This is a genomic window from Rhodovibrio salinarum DSM 9154, from assembly GCF_000515255.1.
In the GTDB taxonomy this organism is placed as follows: domain Bacteria; phylum Pseudomonadota; class Alphaproteobacteria; order Kiloniellales; family Rhodovibrionaceae; genus Rhodovibrio; species Rhodovibrio salinarum.
This window is the reverse complement of the sequence record NZ_KI911559.1, coordinates 375,506-391,123: the sequence shown is the minus strand read 5'-3', so window position 1 is coordinate 391,123 and position 15,618 is coordinate 375,506. Positions and strand designations below refer to the sequence as shown.

Below are 15,618 nucleotides of genomic sequence, written 5' to 3'. Positions count from 1 at the left end.
GTCTTGAGGACTAGGTTTGGTTTTCGCGCGGAGACTTTGGCGCAGCCGCGGCGGCGCTACGATAATCCGCACCGGTGTGAACGGCCAAGCCCAACCAAGGGCCGCATCGAGTCAACGAAGGGCTCTAAGTCGCTGACTTTGCGCACTGTGGCATTAGGGACACAGTGTCGCAAAAATCGCTCAGCATCGATCGAACAGGCTTTGCAATCGCTCAGGCGTCTCGTTATCAAAGCTCATGAACGCGGGCTCGGAAATGGGTGATCTCAAGCGAGCCCAGTTCGTGGCAGTCAACGACTTTCTAAAGGGGGGATCCCTATGAAGAAGAGCCTTTTCGCAACGACGGCGCTCGTCGCCGCGTTCGGCATGGGCGCCACCGCGGCGCAGGCGCAGGATGCCAGCTTCACCGTCGGCGGCTTCAGCGACTTCTATGCCACTTGGGTTGACCAGGATAACCCGGGCACTAGTGCGTATACCGCCGGCGATGGCTACCACGAGAGCGACTACGACTTCTCCACGAACACCGAGCTGCTGTTCAACGGTGAGATCACGCTCGACAACGGCATCACCGCCGGCATGAGCGTCCAGGTCGAGGCCGACAACAACGACGGCAACGGCGAACGTGACAACATCGACGAGAACATCGTCTACCTCGAGGGGTCGTTCGGCCGCGTCGAGTTGGGCCACGAGGACGGCGCGCACGACACGATGAAGTACGGCGCGACCTCGATCAAGGCGGTCTATCCGGGCGGTTACAACAACACCACCGGTGCGTTCTACAACCTGTCCGGCAACGCGGCGCCGATCACTGTCAACTTCAACGACAGCGGCGACTCCACCAAGATCAACTACTACACCCCGCGCTTCGCCGGCTTCCAGCTGGGCGTGACCCACGCGCCGGACGGCAACGCCGACGCGGTGTTCCCGAGCCGTGACGCGACGGAGACCACGGATCTGTGGGAAGGTGGCGCGAACTACGTCAACAGCTTCGGCAGCTTCGATCTAGCCGCCTCGCTGACCGGTGCCACGAAGAACGTCGCGAACCAGGGTGACACCTGGGGCATCACCGGTGGTGCCGTGCTCGGCTTCGCCGGCTTCGAGTTCGGCGGCGCCTATGGCTTCGGTGAGACCGATGACGAGGATACCATGGCCGGCGACCTGGGCGTGGCGTACTCCACCGGCCCGTGGTCGATCAGCCTGACCGGCTATTATGCCTCCCAGGACCTGGCCGGCGGCGGCGAAGACGAGCGCACCGAGGGTCAGCTGGGCCTCAACTACGCGCTCGGCTCCGGCGTCAACGTCTACACCACCGGTGTGTACGGTCAGCTCGAGAGCGAAAACGTGGATGACAACGACTACACCACCCTGCTCGCGGGCGTGGGCGTGTCGTTCTAAATCTCGGCATCGCTGCGGTGCCTAACGCACCGCGCTGAGATCTGAGATCGAGGGGGCAGCAAGGCCATCTTGCTGCCCCCTCTTTTTGTGGTTTATACCCCGCCTATCGGCCGCCTGAAGTCATGTTTGGAGATCATCTGTGACACGCCTTCGAAATGCGCGTTCGCCCTGGACCCCCCGGATCGTCCCCGCGGTCGCCCTGTTGCTGGCGCTGACCGCGTGCGCGGGCGGCGGCGAGAGTGACTATCCGGGCCGGATCGGCGGCGACGGCGGCAACGCCCGAAACCGGGATGGTTCGGTCCTCGGCGGCGACGGCGGTGTCGAACTGCTGGGAACCGACGAAGAAGCGCCCCAGGGCGGGACCGGTATCGGCGTCAATGCCTACCTCTGGCGCGCGTCGTTGGATACGCTCTCGTTCATGCCCGTGGACTCGGCCGATCCGTTCGGGGGCGTGGTCCTGACCGACTGGTATTCGCCGCCGGAGACGCCGAACGAGCGCTTCAAGGTCAATCTGTACATCCTGGGCCGGCAACTGCGCGCCGATGGCCTGCGGGTTTCCGTCTTCCGGCAGGAGCGCGGCCCCGATGGCACCTGGCGCGATGTCGAAGTCCAGGGGCAGACCGCCACCGAGCTGGAGAACGCTATCCTGGCCCGCGCCCGCGAAATGCGCATCGCCAGCACCCAATAACCGCCCCTGGATCGCACGCGCCGCGGCGACCCACCGGGGCGCGCCGCAAGGCGCGGCGGTTTTCGCCCAACACCCGAGTGTCGAACAGCCCGATGACGAGTCGCTACAACGTCAAGGAAACCGAAGCCAAATGGCAGCGCGCCTGGGATCAGGCGCGCGCCTTTGAGGTCACCCGCGATCCCAGCCGGCAAAAATGCTACGTGCTGGAGATGTTCCCCTACCCCTCGGGGCGCATCCACATGGGCCATCTGCGCAACTACACCATCGGCGATGTAGTGGCGCGCTATAAGCGGGCGCGCGGCTTCAACGTGCTGCACCCGATGGGCTGGGACGCCTTCGGCCTGCCGGCGGAGAACGCGGCGATCGACCGCGGCGTGCATCCGGGCGAATGGACCTACCAGAACATCGACGCGATGCGCGACCAGCTCAAATCGATGGGCTTGTCGATCGACTGGTCGCGCGAGATCGCCACCTGCCATCCCGAGTACTATCGCCACGAACAGGCGATGTTCCTGGAGTTCTACCGCCAGGGCCTAGCCTACCGAAAGGAATCCTGGGTCAACTGGGACCCGGTCGACCAGACGGTGCTCGCGAACGAGCAGGTGCAGGACGGCAAGGGCTGGCGGTCCGGCGCGCCCGTGGAGCAGCGCAAGCTGCCACAATGGATGTTCAAGATCACCGCCTTCGCCGACGAGCTTTTGGCGGCGATCGGCGATCTGGAGCGCTGGCCGGACAAGGTCCGGCTGATGCAGCAGAACTGGATCGGGCGGTCGCAAGGCGCACGGGTGTTCTTCGAGGTCGACGGGCGCACGGATCGGCTGGAGATGTTCTCGACCCGCCCGGACACGCTGTTCGGCGCCAGTTTCTGCGCCCTGTCGCCACACCATCCGTTGAGCGAAGAGCTCGCCCAGAAGGATCCCGACCTGCGCCGCTTCCGCCAGGAGTGCGAGCAGCTCGGCACCTCGGAAGAAGCGATCGAACGGGCGGAAAAGCGCGGCTATGACACCGGCCTGAAGGCACGACATCCGTTTATGCCGGAGGTCGAGCTGCCGGTCTACGTCGCCAACTTCGTGCTGATGGACTACGGCACCGGCGCGATCTTTGGCGTGCCGGCCCATGACCAGCGCGATCTGGACTTCGCCCGGCGCTACGGCCTCCCCGTCACCCCGGTGGTGCTGCCGGAAGACGGCGATGCGAGCAGCTTCAGCATCGACGACACCGCCTTCGCCGGCGACGGCACGCTGATCAATTCCGACTTCCTGAACGGCCTGGATGTCGAGACGGCGAAACAGAAGGCGGTCGAAAAGCTGCAGGACCTCGGCCACGGCGAAGGCACGACGCAGTACCGCCTGCGCGACTGGGGCGTCAGCCGGCAACGCTATTGGGGCGCACCGATCCCGATGATCCACTGCCCGTCCTGCGGCGTGGTGCCGGTTCCCGAGGCCGACCTGCCGGTCGAGCTGCCCCAGGACGTCGATCTCTCCAAGCCGGGCAATCCGCTGGACCGCCACCCGAGCTGGAAGCAGGTCGATTGCCCCGAATGCGGCGCGGCCGCGACGCGCGAGACCGATACCTTCGACACCTTCATGGAATCGGCCTGGTATTTCGCGCGCTTCTGCTCCCCGCGCAGCGACAAGGCGTTCGAGCGGGAAGACGTCGATTACTGGCTGCCGGTCGATCAATATATCGGCGGCGTCGAACACGCGGTATTGCACCTGCTCTACGCCCGTTTCTTCACCCGGGCGCTGCAGCATTGCGGCTATCTGGACGTGGCGGAGCCGTTCGACGGCCTGTTCACCCAGGGCATGATCGCGCACGAGACCTACAAGAACGTCGACGGCAAATGGCTGTCGCCGCAGGAGGTCATGCGCGATTCCGAGGGCAAGCTGGTCGATTCCGACGACCGGCCCGTGACCGCCGGCCGGGTCGAGAAGATGAGTAAGTCCAAGCGCAACACGGTCGACCCGACCGAGACGATCGACGCCTATGGCGCCGATACCGCGCGTTGGTTCATGCTGTCGGATTCGCCGCCCGAACGCGACATGGAGTGGACCGAATCGGGTGTCGAGGGTGCCTACCGGTTCCTGCAACGGCTGTGGCGCATGGTGATCGGCGCGTTGGGCGATATTCCAGCCGCCGATGCGCCGAAGCTGGCCGCCGATGCCTTTTCGAAGACGGCCATGGAACTGCGCCGCAACGCCCACCGGACAGTTCAGGCGGTCGGCGACGATATCGACCACTTTCGCCTGAACCGAGCGGTCGCGCGGCTTTACGAATTGGCGAACGCGCTCGGCAGTTTCCAGCCGGAAGGCGCGGCAGACCAGTGGGCACGGCGGGAAACGGCCGAACTGTTGGTGCGCATGGTCGCGCCGATGATGCCGCACGTGACCGAAGAGTTGTGGCAACGCCTGGGTCATACCACCATGCTGGTCGATCAGCCCTGGCCGGAAGCCGACCCGCAGCTGCTGGTCGCCGACACGGTGAAGATGGCCGTGCAGGTCAATGGCAAGGTACGCAGCACGATCGAGCTGCCCCGCGACGCCGACGAGCCGACCGCGCGCGCCGCGGCCCTCGGCGAATCAGCCGTGCAACGCGCGCTTGGGGAAAAGGAACCGCGCAAGGTGATCGTTGTGCCGAACAAGATCGTCAATGTGGTTGCGTAACGACCGTCCCGGCCGCCGACGGATTGGCCCGTCGGTCGCGGCTGCCGCGCTGCTGCTGGCCCTTGCCGGCTGCGGCTTTCAGCCGATGTATGGCGAGCGCGCAACCCCGCAGAGCGGCCAGGTTTCGCCCAGCGTGATGAACAGCGTGGCGATCGTTCCGCTGTCCGATCGATTGGGTCAGCAGCTGCATAATGCCCTACGCGATCAGCTGAACCCACGCGGACAGCCAAGTGACCCGAAATATCGGCTTGCCGTCCAGATTTCCTCGGTTTCGGAGCCGAGTACCCTGCGCAGTGACGGAACGGCCACCCGTCGCCGCTTTCAATTGCGCGCAACCTGGCAGCTTGAATCCTACGACAGTTCCGAATCGCTGTTTAGCTCCAGCGCCGAAGCGGCAACCAGCTACAACGTCGGGGATCAGCCCTATGCCACGGTCACGGCGTTCGAGGATGCGCAGGAACGCGTCGTCGACCAGGTCGCCCGACTGATCGCAACCCGCGCGAACGCGGTTCTGGCCGCATCACCAGAAAAAAAGGTCCGCAGCGACCAATGAAGGTCAAGCCGGCGAACGCGGACCGCTTCGCCGCTAAGCCGGACGCAAATATTCGCGCCGTACTCGTTTACGGACCGGACCGCGGGCTCGTACGTGAACGCGCCGGCAAACTGATCCGTTCCGTGGTGACGGATCCCGAGGATCCTTTCCGGGTTGCCGAGTTGACCGGCGACCAGGTGAAGAAAACGCCGGCAGCCCTCGCCGATGAAGCAGCCGCGATGGCCTTCGGCGGCGGGCAACGGGTCGTGATCGTCCGCGCACCGACTGAAGATACGGCCAATACCTTTCGCGATTTCCTGGCCGATCCGGCGGGCGACGCACTCGTGGTGGTCGAAGCGGGCGATCTCGACGGGCGCTCGAAGTTGCGTGCCGCCTTCGAGAAGGCGGACCGGGGCGCCGCCCTGCCCTGCTATCGGGACGAAGGGCGCGATCTGAGCGGACTGATTCAGGAGACGCTGAAAGGCTACGGCCTATCGGTGAGCCGGGAAGCGCTCGGCTATTTGAGTCAGCATCTGGGCGCGGATCGGGGAATCACCCGGAGCGAGCTGGAAAAACTTGCTCTCTACAAGGGAAGTGGTGAAGTCCAGCTAGAAGACGCGACATCTTGTGTTGGTGATAGCGCTGCCCTGTCGCTCGACGATGTCGCGAACGCGGTGGCGGACGGCGATCTCGCGGGTTTGGAACGGGCGTTCGATCGCGCACTCGCCGAAGGCGCCAACGCCATTCAGCCGCTACGCGCGACGGCAAACCATTTCAAGCGTCTACACCAAGTGGCTGGCGCGCGCGATGTCGAGCAAGCGGTCGACAAACTGCGGCCACCCGTTTTCTGGAAGGCGAAGCCGCGGTTCACCGCACAAGCCAAAGCCTGGAGCCCGGCCCTTGTTGGCCAGGTGCTGGATGGGCTGCTGGACGCCGAAGCGCGCTGCAAGTCCACCGGCATGCCGGTGGAGGCTGTTGCCGCACGCGAACTCATGCGGATTGCAAGCCGCTCCCCGCTGCGCCAACGGCGCAAACAAACCGCCGGCGGGCGGTAGGTTTCACATGAAACGACGGTACTGGCTGGAGGATCGTCCAAGCTAGGCGATCCTCAGCAGAAGGTCTAATGCTGGGTCGCGCGCGGCTGTTGGTTTAGACGGTTGAGCACATCGTCCAACTGATCGAGCGTCTTATACTGCACGGTCAAGGTTCCGCCCTGACCGTGGAACTCGATATTGACCTTGAGGCCGAGCAGGCTTGAAAGATCGTCTTCCAGCTGCCGGGTATCCGGATCCTTTTGGGGAGCCTTCGATTTCGTCTTCTGGCTGCCCTGCCCCTTCGCGGCCTGCTTGACCTGCTGGGCCAATTTCTCGGTCTCGCGAACCGAAAGGCCTTTCTTGGCGACTTCCTTGGCCAGCGCCTCACTGTCGTCCGCGTTCAAGAGCGCGCGGGCGTGTCCGGCCGAGATTTCACCACCCTGCACCAGCTGCTTGACCGAATCCGGCAATTGCAGCAGACGCAGCATGTTGGCGATGTGGCTGCGCGACTTACCAACGACCCGGGCCAAGTCTTCCTGGGTATGCTGGAACTCGTCCATCAGTCGCTGATAGCCTTCCGATTCCTCCAGCGGCGTGAGATCGCGGCGTTGAACGTTCTCGACGATCGCGATTTCGAGGGCCTCGCGGTCCGCCATATCGCGGACCACCACCGGAACCTCATGCAGCTGCGCTTTCTGCGCTGCCCGCCAACGTCGCTCGCCGGCGATGATCTCGTAACTGTTCGGATCGTCCTCGCGCCGACGGACCAGGATCGGCTGCAACAATCCCTGCGCCTGGATGGAATCGGTCAGCGCTTGCAGCGCTTCTTCGTCAAACACCCGGCGCGGCTGAAAGCGGTTCGCCTGCAGCTGCTCGATCGGCACGGTCCGGCTCGCGCGGACCTTGTCGAGCGACGCGTAATCCTGCTCGTCATCCTCTTCATCGCCCAGAAGCGCGGCGAGGCCGCGACCAAGGTTCTTGCGCTTGTTGTCAGTCATCTGGGCAGTATCGTCCTCGGTACCGGACTCGGACGTCGCGGGCTTTCGGTTGGCGGCGGCAGGCGGCATGGGTAGAGACTTTCGCGGCCTGAGGCGAGACGGTAAGGCTTTCGCGGCGCTTAGGACGCCATGGCGGGCGCATCAGCCTGCCCGCGCAACCGGCGTAGCATTTCGCCGGCCAGTTTGATGTAGGCTTGCGCCCCCGTCGACTTCATATCGTACAGCAGAACGGGCTTCCCGTGCGACGGCGCTTCGGAAATCCGGACGTTACGCGGAATGACCGTGTCATAGACCACGTCGCCGAGATATTCGCGCACGTCGCTCGCCACCATGTCGCACAAGTTGTTGCGCTTGTCGTACATGGTCAGCACAACCCCTTGGATTTCCAGGTTCGGATTGAAAGCCCGGCGGACACGCTCGATCGTCCGCATCAGATGGCTCAAGCCCTCGAGCGCGTAAAATTCCGCCTGCAACGGAACGAGTACGCTATCGGAAGCGACAAAGGCATTGAGGGTCAGGAAGCCAAGCGCCGGCGGACAATCGACCAGGATGTAATCGTAGTCGCCCAACAAGGGCGCCAGGGCGCTGCGCAGCCGCGTCTCCCGCTCCTCGGCCTGCGCCAGCTCGACCTCGGCACCCGACAGGTCGACGGCCGATGGCACCAGACTCAGGCCGGGCACATGGGTCGGCACGACACATTCCTTGACCGCCCCGCCTTCGATCAGGGGCTTGTAGATGTTGCGCTTGCGGTCGCCGCGGGTCAGGCCGAAGCCGGTCGAGGCGTTGCCCTGCGGGTCGAGATCGACCACCAAGACCTTCAGGTCGCACGCCGCGAGCGCGGTGCCGAGATTGATGGCGGTCGTCGTCTTGCCGACCCCACCCTTTTGGTTGGCGATCGCGAAAACGCGTGCGTTCCGTCCGCGCCGCGCCGTTGCTTCCTCAACCATTTGCGTCTTTTCGGACAAGAGCCTCTATCCTTAGTATGGATGCTGCCGGGTCCGTCCGGCTGGGAACAGGGTCCACAGCCATATTCCACGCTTTCCGCGCGACCGTCAATTCGCTCTCGACGCCTTTTCCTTTGGGAAAGAGGCCGATTGCACCAGGTCGCATCAACGGTTCCGCATAATTCAGCAGCTCGACCAACGGTGCAAAGGCACGCGCCGTCACGACGTCGGCATCGAGCGGTTCCAGCGTCTCAGCCCGTTTCACGTGAAACGCGACTTCGGTTCCAGTGGCCCGGGCGGCTTCGCGCAGAAAGGCTGCTTTCCGCGCGTCGGATTCAACGAGATGGACCTCGCCCACGCCCATGATCGCCAGAACCAGACCCGGAAAGCCGGCGCCGCTGCCCAAGTCCACGACGCGCCGGTATCGAGACTGCGGCGCCTCCGGAAGCAGCTCAGCCAGCTGCGCCGAATCCAGCATGTGGCGCCACCAAAGATCCGGCACCGTCGAACGACTGACGAGATTGACCGCCTTGTTCCATTTCGTCAGCAAGTTGGCATAGCTCGTCAGCCGCGCCAGCGTTTCACGTGAAACGCCGGTGTCCTGCTGAAAATCCTCGGCAGTGTAGGTCGGTTGCCGCTGTCCACCACTCATGCGGCATCGCGCGGCCGGTCATGATGCCGCCGAACGTAGGTCAAAAGCGCGATCAGCGCTGCGGGTGTAATCCCGGGAATGCGTGCCGCCTGCCCCAGCGTCGCCGGTCGGGCCGTCGCGAGCTTCTCGCGGACCTCGGTCGTCAAGCTCGGCACCTTGTCATAATCCAAGTCCGCTGGAAGCGCGAGCTGTTCATCCCGGCGGAACGCAGCAACGTCCTGCTCCTGGCGTGCCAGATACGCATCATAGCGCGCATCGACTTCGAGGCGTTGCGCCACATCGTCTTCATAAGCCGCCAATTCGGGCCAATACTGCGCCACCCGCACCAGGCTCGCGTCACCACCGCGTAGGAGATCCCACGCGCTCCGGCGCACGCCATCTTGTTTCACGTGAAACCCAGCCTTGGCCAGGTCAGCCGGCGTCGCGTTCAACTCCTGCAGTCGCGCACGACCTTCCTGTAACCGCGCAGCCTTCGCCTGCCAGACCGCATGGCGTCCCGATCCCACCAATCCCGTCGCGGCGCCTTTGTCGGTCAAGCGCTCGTCCGCGTTGTCAGCACGCAGACGCAGGCGATATTCCGCCCGGCTGGTGAACATCCGATACGGTTCGCTCACACCCCGCGTGGTCAGGTCGTCGACCAGCACCCCGATATACCCTTCCGTGCGGTCGACCAGGAACGGCATCTGCGTCCCGCCGGCTTGAAGGGCGGCGTTGGCCCCGGCGATCAACCCTTGGGCCCCGGCTTCCTCGTAGCCAGTGGTACCGTTGATCTGCCCGGCCAGAAAAAGGCCCGGAATCCGGCGGGTTTCCAGGCAGGCCTGGAGTTCCCGCGGATCGACGTAATCGTACTCGATCGCATAGCCCGGCTGGGTGATGACGGCTTGTTCCAGGCCCGGAATGGTCTTGATCAGGTCGGCTTGCACCTCACGGGGCAGCGAGGTCGAGATGCCGTTCGGATAGACGGTGTCGTCGTCCAAGCCCTCGGGCTCAAGAAAGATCTGGTGGCCTCCCTTGTCGGCGAACCGCACCACCTTGTCTTCGATCGACGGGCAATACCGCGGCCCGGTACTGTCGATCTGCCCGCTATACATCGGCGCACGATGCAGATTCTCGCGGATCAGCGCGTGGCCAGCTGGCGTCGTTGTGGTGATATGGCAAGCAATTTGCGGCGTCGTGATCCGGTCAGTCAGGGCCGAGAAAGGTTCCGGCGGATCGTCACCAGGCTGTGACGCAGTGGCGGACCAGTCGATCGTACGCCCGTCCAGACGCGGCGGGGTGCCGGTCTTCAGACGGCCGAGTTGGAAACCCGCACGCTCCAGCGTTGCGGCCAAGCCAACGGCCGGCTCGTCGCCCACCCGGCCTGCGGGGATACGCTCCTCGCCCAAGTGGATCATCCCGCGTAGGAACGTCCCGGTCGTCAGCACGACCCGTCCGGCGGCAATCTCGGTCCCATCCGCTGTCACCGCGCCGGTGCAGCGTCCCGCGTCATCCAGCGTTAGGTCCTCGACCGGCTGCTCCAGAATCTCCAGCGTCTCGAGCTCAGCCAGCAGTTCCTGCACGGCCTCGCGATAAAGCTTGCGATCCGCTTGGCACCGCGGACCGCGGACCGCGGGACCTTTCGACCGGTTGAGTACCCGGAACTGGATGCCGGCAGCGTCCGCCGCCCGGCCCATGATACCGTCGAGAGCATCGATCTCGCGCACAAGATGCCCTTTGCCGAGCCCGCCGATCGCGGGATTGCAGGACATTGCACCGATCGTGCTCATCTTATGCGTGATCAACAGCGTCCGGGCACCCAGCCGAGCGGCAGCGGCGGCCGCTTCACAGCCGGCGTGGCCACCGCCCACCACGATCACATCGTATTGCGTTTCCTGCACCATACCCGGGTTATGGCTTAGCCCTGGGCCCAAGTCAAAGTGCCGTGTTTCATATGAAACGGGGCCTTGCCAAGCTGCTCACTTCCCGATGCAGAAGTCCCGAAAGATCACGTCGAGCAGGTCTTCGACGTCGACCTCGCCGGTCACGCGGCCAAGGGCGTGCGTGGCATAGCGCAGGTCTTCAGCTGCCAGTTCGGCGGCATCCGCCGAACCTGCCCGATCCAAAGCCTCGGAGGCAGCTTGCAGCGCACTGCGGTGGCGGGCCCGTGTAATCGCCGGCGCAGCACCTGCAACGCCTAATTGCTCCGTCACCTTGGCTTGCAGCCGATCCAGCAATTCCGGAAGACCCGCGTGAGTCCGGGCCGACACCGGATAAACCGGCCGACTAGCCACCTCCACTGGGGGAGTTCCACCCGGCAAATCCTGCTTGTTCCAGGCGATCAAGCTGTCATCGTTCAATAAATCCGCGGTGGCCGCATCAATGCCCTGGGTCGCGTCGAACACCACCAGGCGCAGATCCGCCTGCTCGGCCTTGGCGCGGGCGCGGCGGATGCCTTCCGCCTCGATTGGATCGGCATCCGCAGGGTCAAGCGCGCGCAGGCCGGCCGTATCGGCAAGCGTGACCGGATAGCCGCCCAGATCCAGGTGCACTTCCACAATGTCCCGCGTGGTGCCCGCCGTCTCCGCCACAATCGCGGCGTCGCGCGCCGCCACGGCGTTGAGCAGCGAAGACTTGCCGGCGTTCGGCGCCCCCACGATAGCCACCGTCAGACCCTCACGCAGTCGTTCGCCCCGTGCGGCATCCTGCAAGGTGGCATCGATTTCGCCAGCCAACTGCATAATCTGCACACGAACTTCCGCGTCCAGCCCTTCCGGCAGCTCCTCGTCGGCGAAATCGATCGCGGCTTCCATGTGTGCACGCGCGCGAAGTAATCGGTCCCGCCAATCGGTGATGCGCTGGCCCAGCGCGCCCTCCATCTGGCGTAATGCCTGTCGGGCTTGGGCGCGCGTCTCCGCATCGATCAGATCGGCGAGTCCTTCGACCTCCGTCAGGTCGAGCTTTCCGGCGTCGAACGCCCGACGCGTGAACTCTCCCGCCTCTGCCGGGCGCAAACCCTGTTGTGCAGCAAGCACATCCGTCAGCATTTGGATGATCGCGCGGCCGCCATGAACGTGCAGTTCCGCCAGGTCCTCGCCGGTGAAGGATTTCGGCCCGGGGAACCACAGTACGAGGCTGCGATCGATCGGCTCCTTTTCGGTATCCGTCAAGGTGCGCAGGACGGCATGGCGCGGCGCCGGCAGATCGCCAGCCAGAGCCTTGAGCACGGCCGCAGCATCGGGACCGGAAATCCGGATCACCGCCACGCCGGCCCGCCCAGGCGCCGTGGAAAGCGCGAAGATCGTCCGAGCCGTCATTGTTTCACGTGGAACATTTCGATGACGCAGATCGCCACGTTCCCTACCCCACCGGCGGTGTCTGATCGCCAGGCTGCAGCATCAACCGCGGCACGCGCCCTCCTTCCACGATATGCCGCTGCAGGATCTCTTCCGCGTCTTCCAACGTGCGGTAGTGGTACCAAACGCCGTCCGGGTAGATGACCATGACCGGTCCCAGCTCACAGCGATCCAGGCAGCCAGCCGAGTTCACCCGCACGCCCGGGACTCCCAACTCCTTCACCCGGGCTTTCAGATAATTGCGCAGCCGTGTGGCATCCTTCTCCTTGCAACAGCCACGTTCATGACCCGGCGGGCGCTGATTCTCGCAACAGAAAATGTGGCAGGTGAAATAGGACTCGGGATCGGTCATGCAGGCAGCCTTACAACGGCTTAAGGGGTGGCGCAGGTACTCGGCGATATATCGCATCGCCCCGGCTGGGGCTAGGCCGTGTCAGTCGGATGAGATCGGCAGGCCGTGACAGCTTTACCGCAACGGGATTACCCTTCGTGCCCGCCGTCCACGCTGGTAACGGCTGCTGGGCGGCTCAACGGAACTAAAAAAGGCACCACGCTCATGACCCTGTCCGTGCGCATCCATGAACACGGCGGCCCTGATGTGCTGACCCCCGAAGAGGTGGAGGTCCCCAATCCCGCCGCTGGCGAAGTTCGGCTACGCCAGGAGGCGATCGGCCTCAACTACATCGATGTGTACCATCGCACCGGACTCTATCCCGTTCCCCAACTTCCCGCACCGATCGGCCTCGAAGGCGCGGGCGTGGTCGAGGCGCTGGGCGACGGCGTCAGCGATCTTCGGATCGGCGATCGGGTTGCCTATGCCTCCCCGCCGCTGGGCGCCTACCAAGCAGTCCGCAACATGCCCGCCGACCGGCTGGTTCGCCTGCCCGAGAGCATCGATACACAAACAGCCGCAGCGATGATGCTGCAGGGTATGACGGTCGAGTATCTCGTGCGCCGAACCTTTCCCGTGAAAAAGGGAATGACCGTTCTGTTCCACGCCGCCGCCGGCGGGGTCGGTCTGATCGCCTGCCAATGGCTGCACGCGATCGGGGCGACCGTAATCGGCACTGTCGGCAGCGAAGCCAAAGCCGAACTGGCCAAGGCCCACGGCTGCCATCACACGATCTTCTATAACCAGGAAGACGTCGGCGAACGCGTCAAGGAACTCACCGATGGCCGCGGCGTTCCGGTGGTCTACGACGGCGTCGGTCAGGCGACCTGGGAAGCCTCGCTGTCCTCGCTTGCGCGCCGCGGCATGCTGGTCAGCTTCGGCAATGCATCCGGCGTGGTCAGCCAGTTCAATCCGGGCGAGCTCGCCAAGCGTGGCTCCTTGTTCCTGACCCGCCCGACTTTGATGGACTACACCGCGACGCGAAAGGACCTCACCGAGAGCGCCAACGCGCTGTTCGAAAAGGTCCTGGACGGCGACGTGAAGATCGAGGTGAACCAGACCTACCCGTTGCAGGACGCCGCTCGGGCGCACAAGGATCTGGAAGCGCGTAAGACGACGGGTTCAACCATCCTGCTACCGGAATAACCCCTGCCCTCTCTCCTCTGGGAAGGGAAGCAGCATTCGCGGAAACGTTTGAGGCGCGATCCCAGGTGGATCGCGCCTCAATCCGATCAAACCGTCTTTATGGGAACGTTTCCCGTGAAACGGCGGTCACTGGTTCATGCTGGCGAAGAATTCAGCGTTGTCCTTGGTCCGGCGAAGCTTGTCGGTCAGGAATTCCATAGCGTCCGTCGTGCCCATCGGATTGAGGATCCGACGCAGCACCCACATCCGTGACAGCGTGTTTTGGTCGACCAGCAGCTCTTCCTTCCGCGTCCCGGACTTGGCAGCGTCGATCGCCGGGAAGGTCCGCTTGTCCGCCAGCTTGCGGTCGAGCACGATCTCGCAGTTACCGGTGCCCTTGAACTCCTCGAAGATCACCTCGTCCATCCGGCTGCCGGTATCGACCAACGCGGTACCGATAATGGTCAGGGAACCGCCTTCCTCGATGTTGCGGGCCGCGCCGAAGAAACGCTTGGGCCGCTGCAGGGCGTTGGCGTCGACACCGCCGGTCAGCACCTTGCCGGACGATGGCACAGTGGTGTTGTAGGCACGGGCCAGACGGGTGATCGAGTCCAGCAGGACGACCACGTCCTTGCCGCCTTCGACCAAACGCTTCGCCTTCTCCAGCACCATTTCGGTCACCTGGACGTGGCGCTGCGCCGGCTCGTCGAAGGTCGAGGAGATCACCTCGCCGTTCACCGTCCGGTCCATGTCGGTGACCTCTTCCGGCCGCTCATCGATCAACAGCACGATCAGATAGCATTCCGGGTGGTTCTGCTCGAACGACCGGGCAAGGTTCTGCAGGATCATCGTCTTGCCGGTACGCGGCGGCGACACGATCAGCGCGCGCTGGCCCTTGCCGAGCGGCGCGACCAGGTCGATCACCCGCGGGGTCAGGTCCTTCCGCGACGGATCCGGCAGTTCCAGTTGGATCTTCTGATCCGGGTACAGCGGGGTGAGATTATCGAAGTTGATCCGGTGGCGCAGCCGCTCCGGATCTTCGAAATTCACCTTCTCAACGCGACTGAGGGCGAAGTACCGCTCGCCCTTCCGCGGTGCGCGAATCTGGCCATCGACCGTATCGCCGGTACGCAGCTGATAGCGCTTCACCTGGCTCGGCGAGACATAAATGTCGTCTGGCCCGGCCAGATAGTTCGCTTCCGGCGAGCGGAGGAACCCAAAGCCGTCCGGCATCACCTCGAGGACGCCACCCCCTTGGATCACCACATCCTGGTCCGCCAACTCCTTCAGGATGGCGAACATCATGTCCTGCTTGCGCAGCGAACTCGCGTTGTCGATGTCCAGTTCCTCGGCGTAGGCCAGTAGGTCCTGGGGCGATTTGTCCTTGAGGTCTTGAAGATGCATGTCGACTTCGTGGTGGTCAGGCTGAGCGGCGGAGGAAGGCGCAGGGACAGGGCACGCGGCACAAGTCCCGTGAGCCGCGGTCTCCCGACGAGTTAGGCGGAGTGAGCCGGTTGTTGCCAACGCGCGTGACCAGGGATGGTCATGAGCGCGGCAAGCGGATCGAATCCACCAGATGCGTCGGAGAGAAAAGCGCTTGCTGGAAAATGATGTCCGGCGCCTCGAGAGGACAGGAGGGCGCCTACCATGCTAGCTAATCGTGTCGCGACGCAAAGTCAAGTGACAGCGCGATACGCGTTTCAGGTGTACGCTAGCGATATAATACAGGCATAACAACATCGCCCGCAGTCTCGCAAAGACGGGTGGCCGCCGGTGCTTCTCCTGAGAGCGCGAGGTCCGGGGAGATGGAAATCGCACAGCATTCGCGCCGCAAACCACCTGCCCCGGCTCGCTACCGTCAGGGAGA

At 64.1% G+C, this 15,618-nt stretch carries 13 protein-coding genes; 6 read left to right on the top strand and 7 right to left on the bottom strand.

The window, feature by feature from the left end; all coding sequences use genetic code 11:
* The first annotated feature begins 315 nt into the window (after positions 1-315).
* From RHOSA_RS0101820 to holA, 5 genes are all read left to right on the top strand, one after another.
* On the top strand, positions 316-1,392 hold the full coding sequence (locus RHOSA_RS0101820; RefSeq protein ID WP_027287348.1) for a porin: 1,077 nt from the start codon (positions 316-318) through the stop codon (positions 1,390-1,392).
* A 139-nt stretch (positions 1,393-1,531) separates the two neighbouring features.
* A complete protein-coding gene (locus tag RHOSA_RS0101815; protein WP_051431695.1) occupies positions 1,532-2,080 on the top strand; it encodes a DUF3576 domain-containing protein in 549 nt (182 codons plus the stop codon).
* 92 nt (positions 2,081-2,172) lie between these two features.
* On the top strand, positions 2,173-4,743 hold the full coding sequence (gene leuS, locus RHOSA_RS0101810; protein ID WP_027287346.1) for a leucine--tRNA ligase: 2,571 nt from the start codon (positions 2,173-2,175) through the stop codon (positions 4,741-4,743).
* Positions 4,730-5,296 (top strand): LPS assembly lipoprotein LptE, encoded by a 567-nt coding sequence (gene lptE / locus RHOSA_RS23895; protein WP_051431694.1) that lies wholly within the window; start codon positions 4,730-4,732, stop codon positions 5,294-5,296. Before leuS ends, lptE begins: the two co-directional genes overlap by 14 nt.
* Positions 5,293-6,330, top strand: a complete 1,038-nt coding sequence (holA, locus tag RHOSA_RS0101800; protein WP_027287345.1) for a DNA polymerase III subunit delta — start codon at positions 5,293-5,295, stop codon at positions 6,328-6,330. Before lptE ends, holA begins: the two co-directional genes overlap by 4 nt.
* A gap of 65 nt (positions 6,331-6,395) precedes the next feature.
* Here the strand turns inward: holA and RHOSA_RS0101795 are convergent, their stop codons facing one another.
* From RHOSA_RS0101795 to RHOSA_RS0101770, 6 genes are all read right to left on the bottom strand, one after another.
* Positions 6,396-7,307, bottom strand: a complete 912-nt coding sequence (locus RHOSA_RS0101795) for a ParB/RepB/Spo0J family partition protein (RefSeq protein ID WP_027287344.1) — start codon at positions 7,305-7,307, stop codon at positions 6,396-6,398.
* Between the two features lie 119 nt (positions 7,308-7,426).
* Positions 7,427-8,254: a ParA family protein gene (locus RHOSA_RS0101790; protein ID WP_027287343.1), complete on the bottom strand. Its 828-nt coding sequence runs from the start codon at positions 8,252-8,254 to the stop codon at positions 7,427-7,429.
* Positions 8,247-8,903 (bottom strand): 16S rRNA (guanine(527)-N(7))-methyltransferase RsmG, encoded by a 657-nt coding sequence (rsmG, locus tag RHOSA_RS0101785; RefSeq protein ID WP_027287342.1) that lies wholly within the window; start codon positions 8,901-8,903, stop codon positions 8,247-8,249. The genes RHOSA_RS0101790 and rsmG overlap by 8 nt, the downstream gene beginning before the upstream one ends.
* Complete coding sequence (gene mnmG / locus RHOSA_RS0101780) at positions 8,900-10,783, bottom strand: tRNA uridine-5-carboxymethylaminomethyl(34) synthesis enzyme MnmG (protein WP_027287341.1); 1,884 nt, start codon at positions 10,781-10,783, stop codon at positions 8,900-8,902. Before mnmG ends, rsmG begins: the two co-directional genes overlap by 4 nt.
* Before the next feature lie 75 nt (positions 10,784-10,858).
* Positions 10,859-12,196 (bottom strand): tRNA uridine-5-carboxymethylaminomethyl(34) synthesis GTPase MnmE, encoded by a 1,338-nt coding sequence (mnmE, locus tag RHOSA_RS0101775; RefSeq protein ID WP_027287340.1) that lies wholly within the window; start codon positions 12,194-12,196, stop codon positions 10,859-10,861.
* Between the two features lie 43 nt (positions 12,197-12,239).
* Positions 12,240-12,587, bottom strand: coding sequence for a (2Fe-2S) ferredoxin domain-containing protein (locus RHOSA_RS0101770; protein WP_027287339.1), 348 nt, complete (start codon positions 12,585-12,587; stop codon positions 12,240-12,242).
* 204 nt (positions 12,588-12,791) lie between these two features.
* Between RHOSA_RS0101770 and RHOSA_RS0101765 the strand changes: the two genes are divergently transcribed.
* Complete coding sequence (locus RHOSA_RS0101765) at positions 12,792-13,772, top strand: quinone oxidoreductase family protein (protein WP_027287338.1); 981 nt, start codon at positions 12,792-12,794, stop codon at positions 13,770-13,772.
* A 126-nt stretch (positions 13,773-13,898) separates the two neighbouring features.
* Here the strand turns inward: RHOSA_RS0101765 and rho are convergent, their stop codons facing one another.
* On the bottom strand, positions 13,899-15,155 hold the full coding sequence (rho, locus tag RHOSA_RS0101760) for a transcription termination factor Rho (RefSeq protein WP_027287337.1): 1,257 nt from the start codon (positions 15,153-15,155) through the stop codon (positions 13,899-13,901).
* Between the last annotated feature and the right edge of the window lie 463 nt (positions 15,156-15,618).

Excerpts from the sequence above, each read along its gene's own strand:
- RHOSA_RS0101820 (WP_027287348.1), top strand. The coding sequence starts at position 316 with ATGAAGAAGAGCCTTTTCGCAACGACGGCGCTCGTCGCCGCGTTCGGC.
- leuS (WP_027287346.1), top strand. The coding sequence starts at position 2,173 with ATGACGAGTCGCTACAACGTCAAGGAAACCGAAGCCAAATGGCAGCGC.
- lptE (WP_051431694.1), top strand. The coding sequence starts at position 4,730 with ATGTGGTTGCGTAACGACCGTCCCGGCCGCCGACGGATTGGCCCGTCG.
- holA (WP_027287345.1), top strand. The coding sequence starts at position 5,293 with ATGAAGGTCAAGCCGGCGAACGCGGACCGCTTCGCCGCTAAGCCGGAC.
- RHOSA_RS0101795 (WP_027287344.1), bottom strand. The coding sequence starts at position 7,307 with ATGACTGACAACAAGCGCAAGAACCTTGGTCGCGGCCTCGCCGCGCTT.
- RHOSA_RS0101790 (WP_027287343.1), bottom strand. The coding sequence starts at position 8,254 with ATGGTTGAGGAAGCAACGGCGCGGCGCGGACGGAACGCACGCGTTTTC.
- rsmG (WP_027287342.1), bottom strand. The coding sequence starts at position 8,903 with ATGAGTGGTGGACAGCGGCAACCGACCTACACTGCCGAGGATTTTCAG.
- mnmG (WP_027287341.1), bottom strand. The coding sequence starts at position 10,783 with ATGGTGCAGGAAACGCAATACGATGTGATCGTGGTGGGCGGTGGCCAC.
- mnmE (WP_027287340.1), bottom strand. The coding sequence starts at position 12,196 with ATGACGGCTCGGACGATCTTCGCGCTTTCCACGGCGCCTGGGCGGGCC.
- RHOSA_RS0101770 (WP_027287339.1), bottom strand. The coding sequence starts at position 12,587 with ATGACCGATCCCGAGTCCTATTTCACCTGCCACATTTTCTGTTGCGAG.
- RHOSA_RS0101765 (WP_027287338.1), top strand. The coding sequence starts at position 12,792 with ATGACCCTGTCCGTGCGCATCCATGAACACGGCGGCCCTGATGTGCTG.
- rho (WP_027287337.1), bottom strand. The coding sequence starts at position 15,155 with ATGCATCTTCAAGACCTCAAGGACAAATCGCCCCAGGACCTACTGGCC.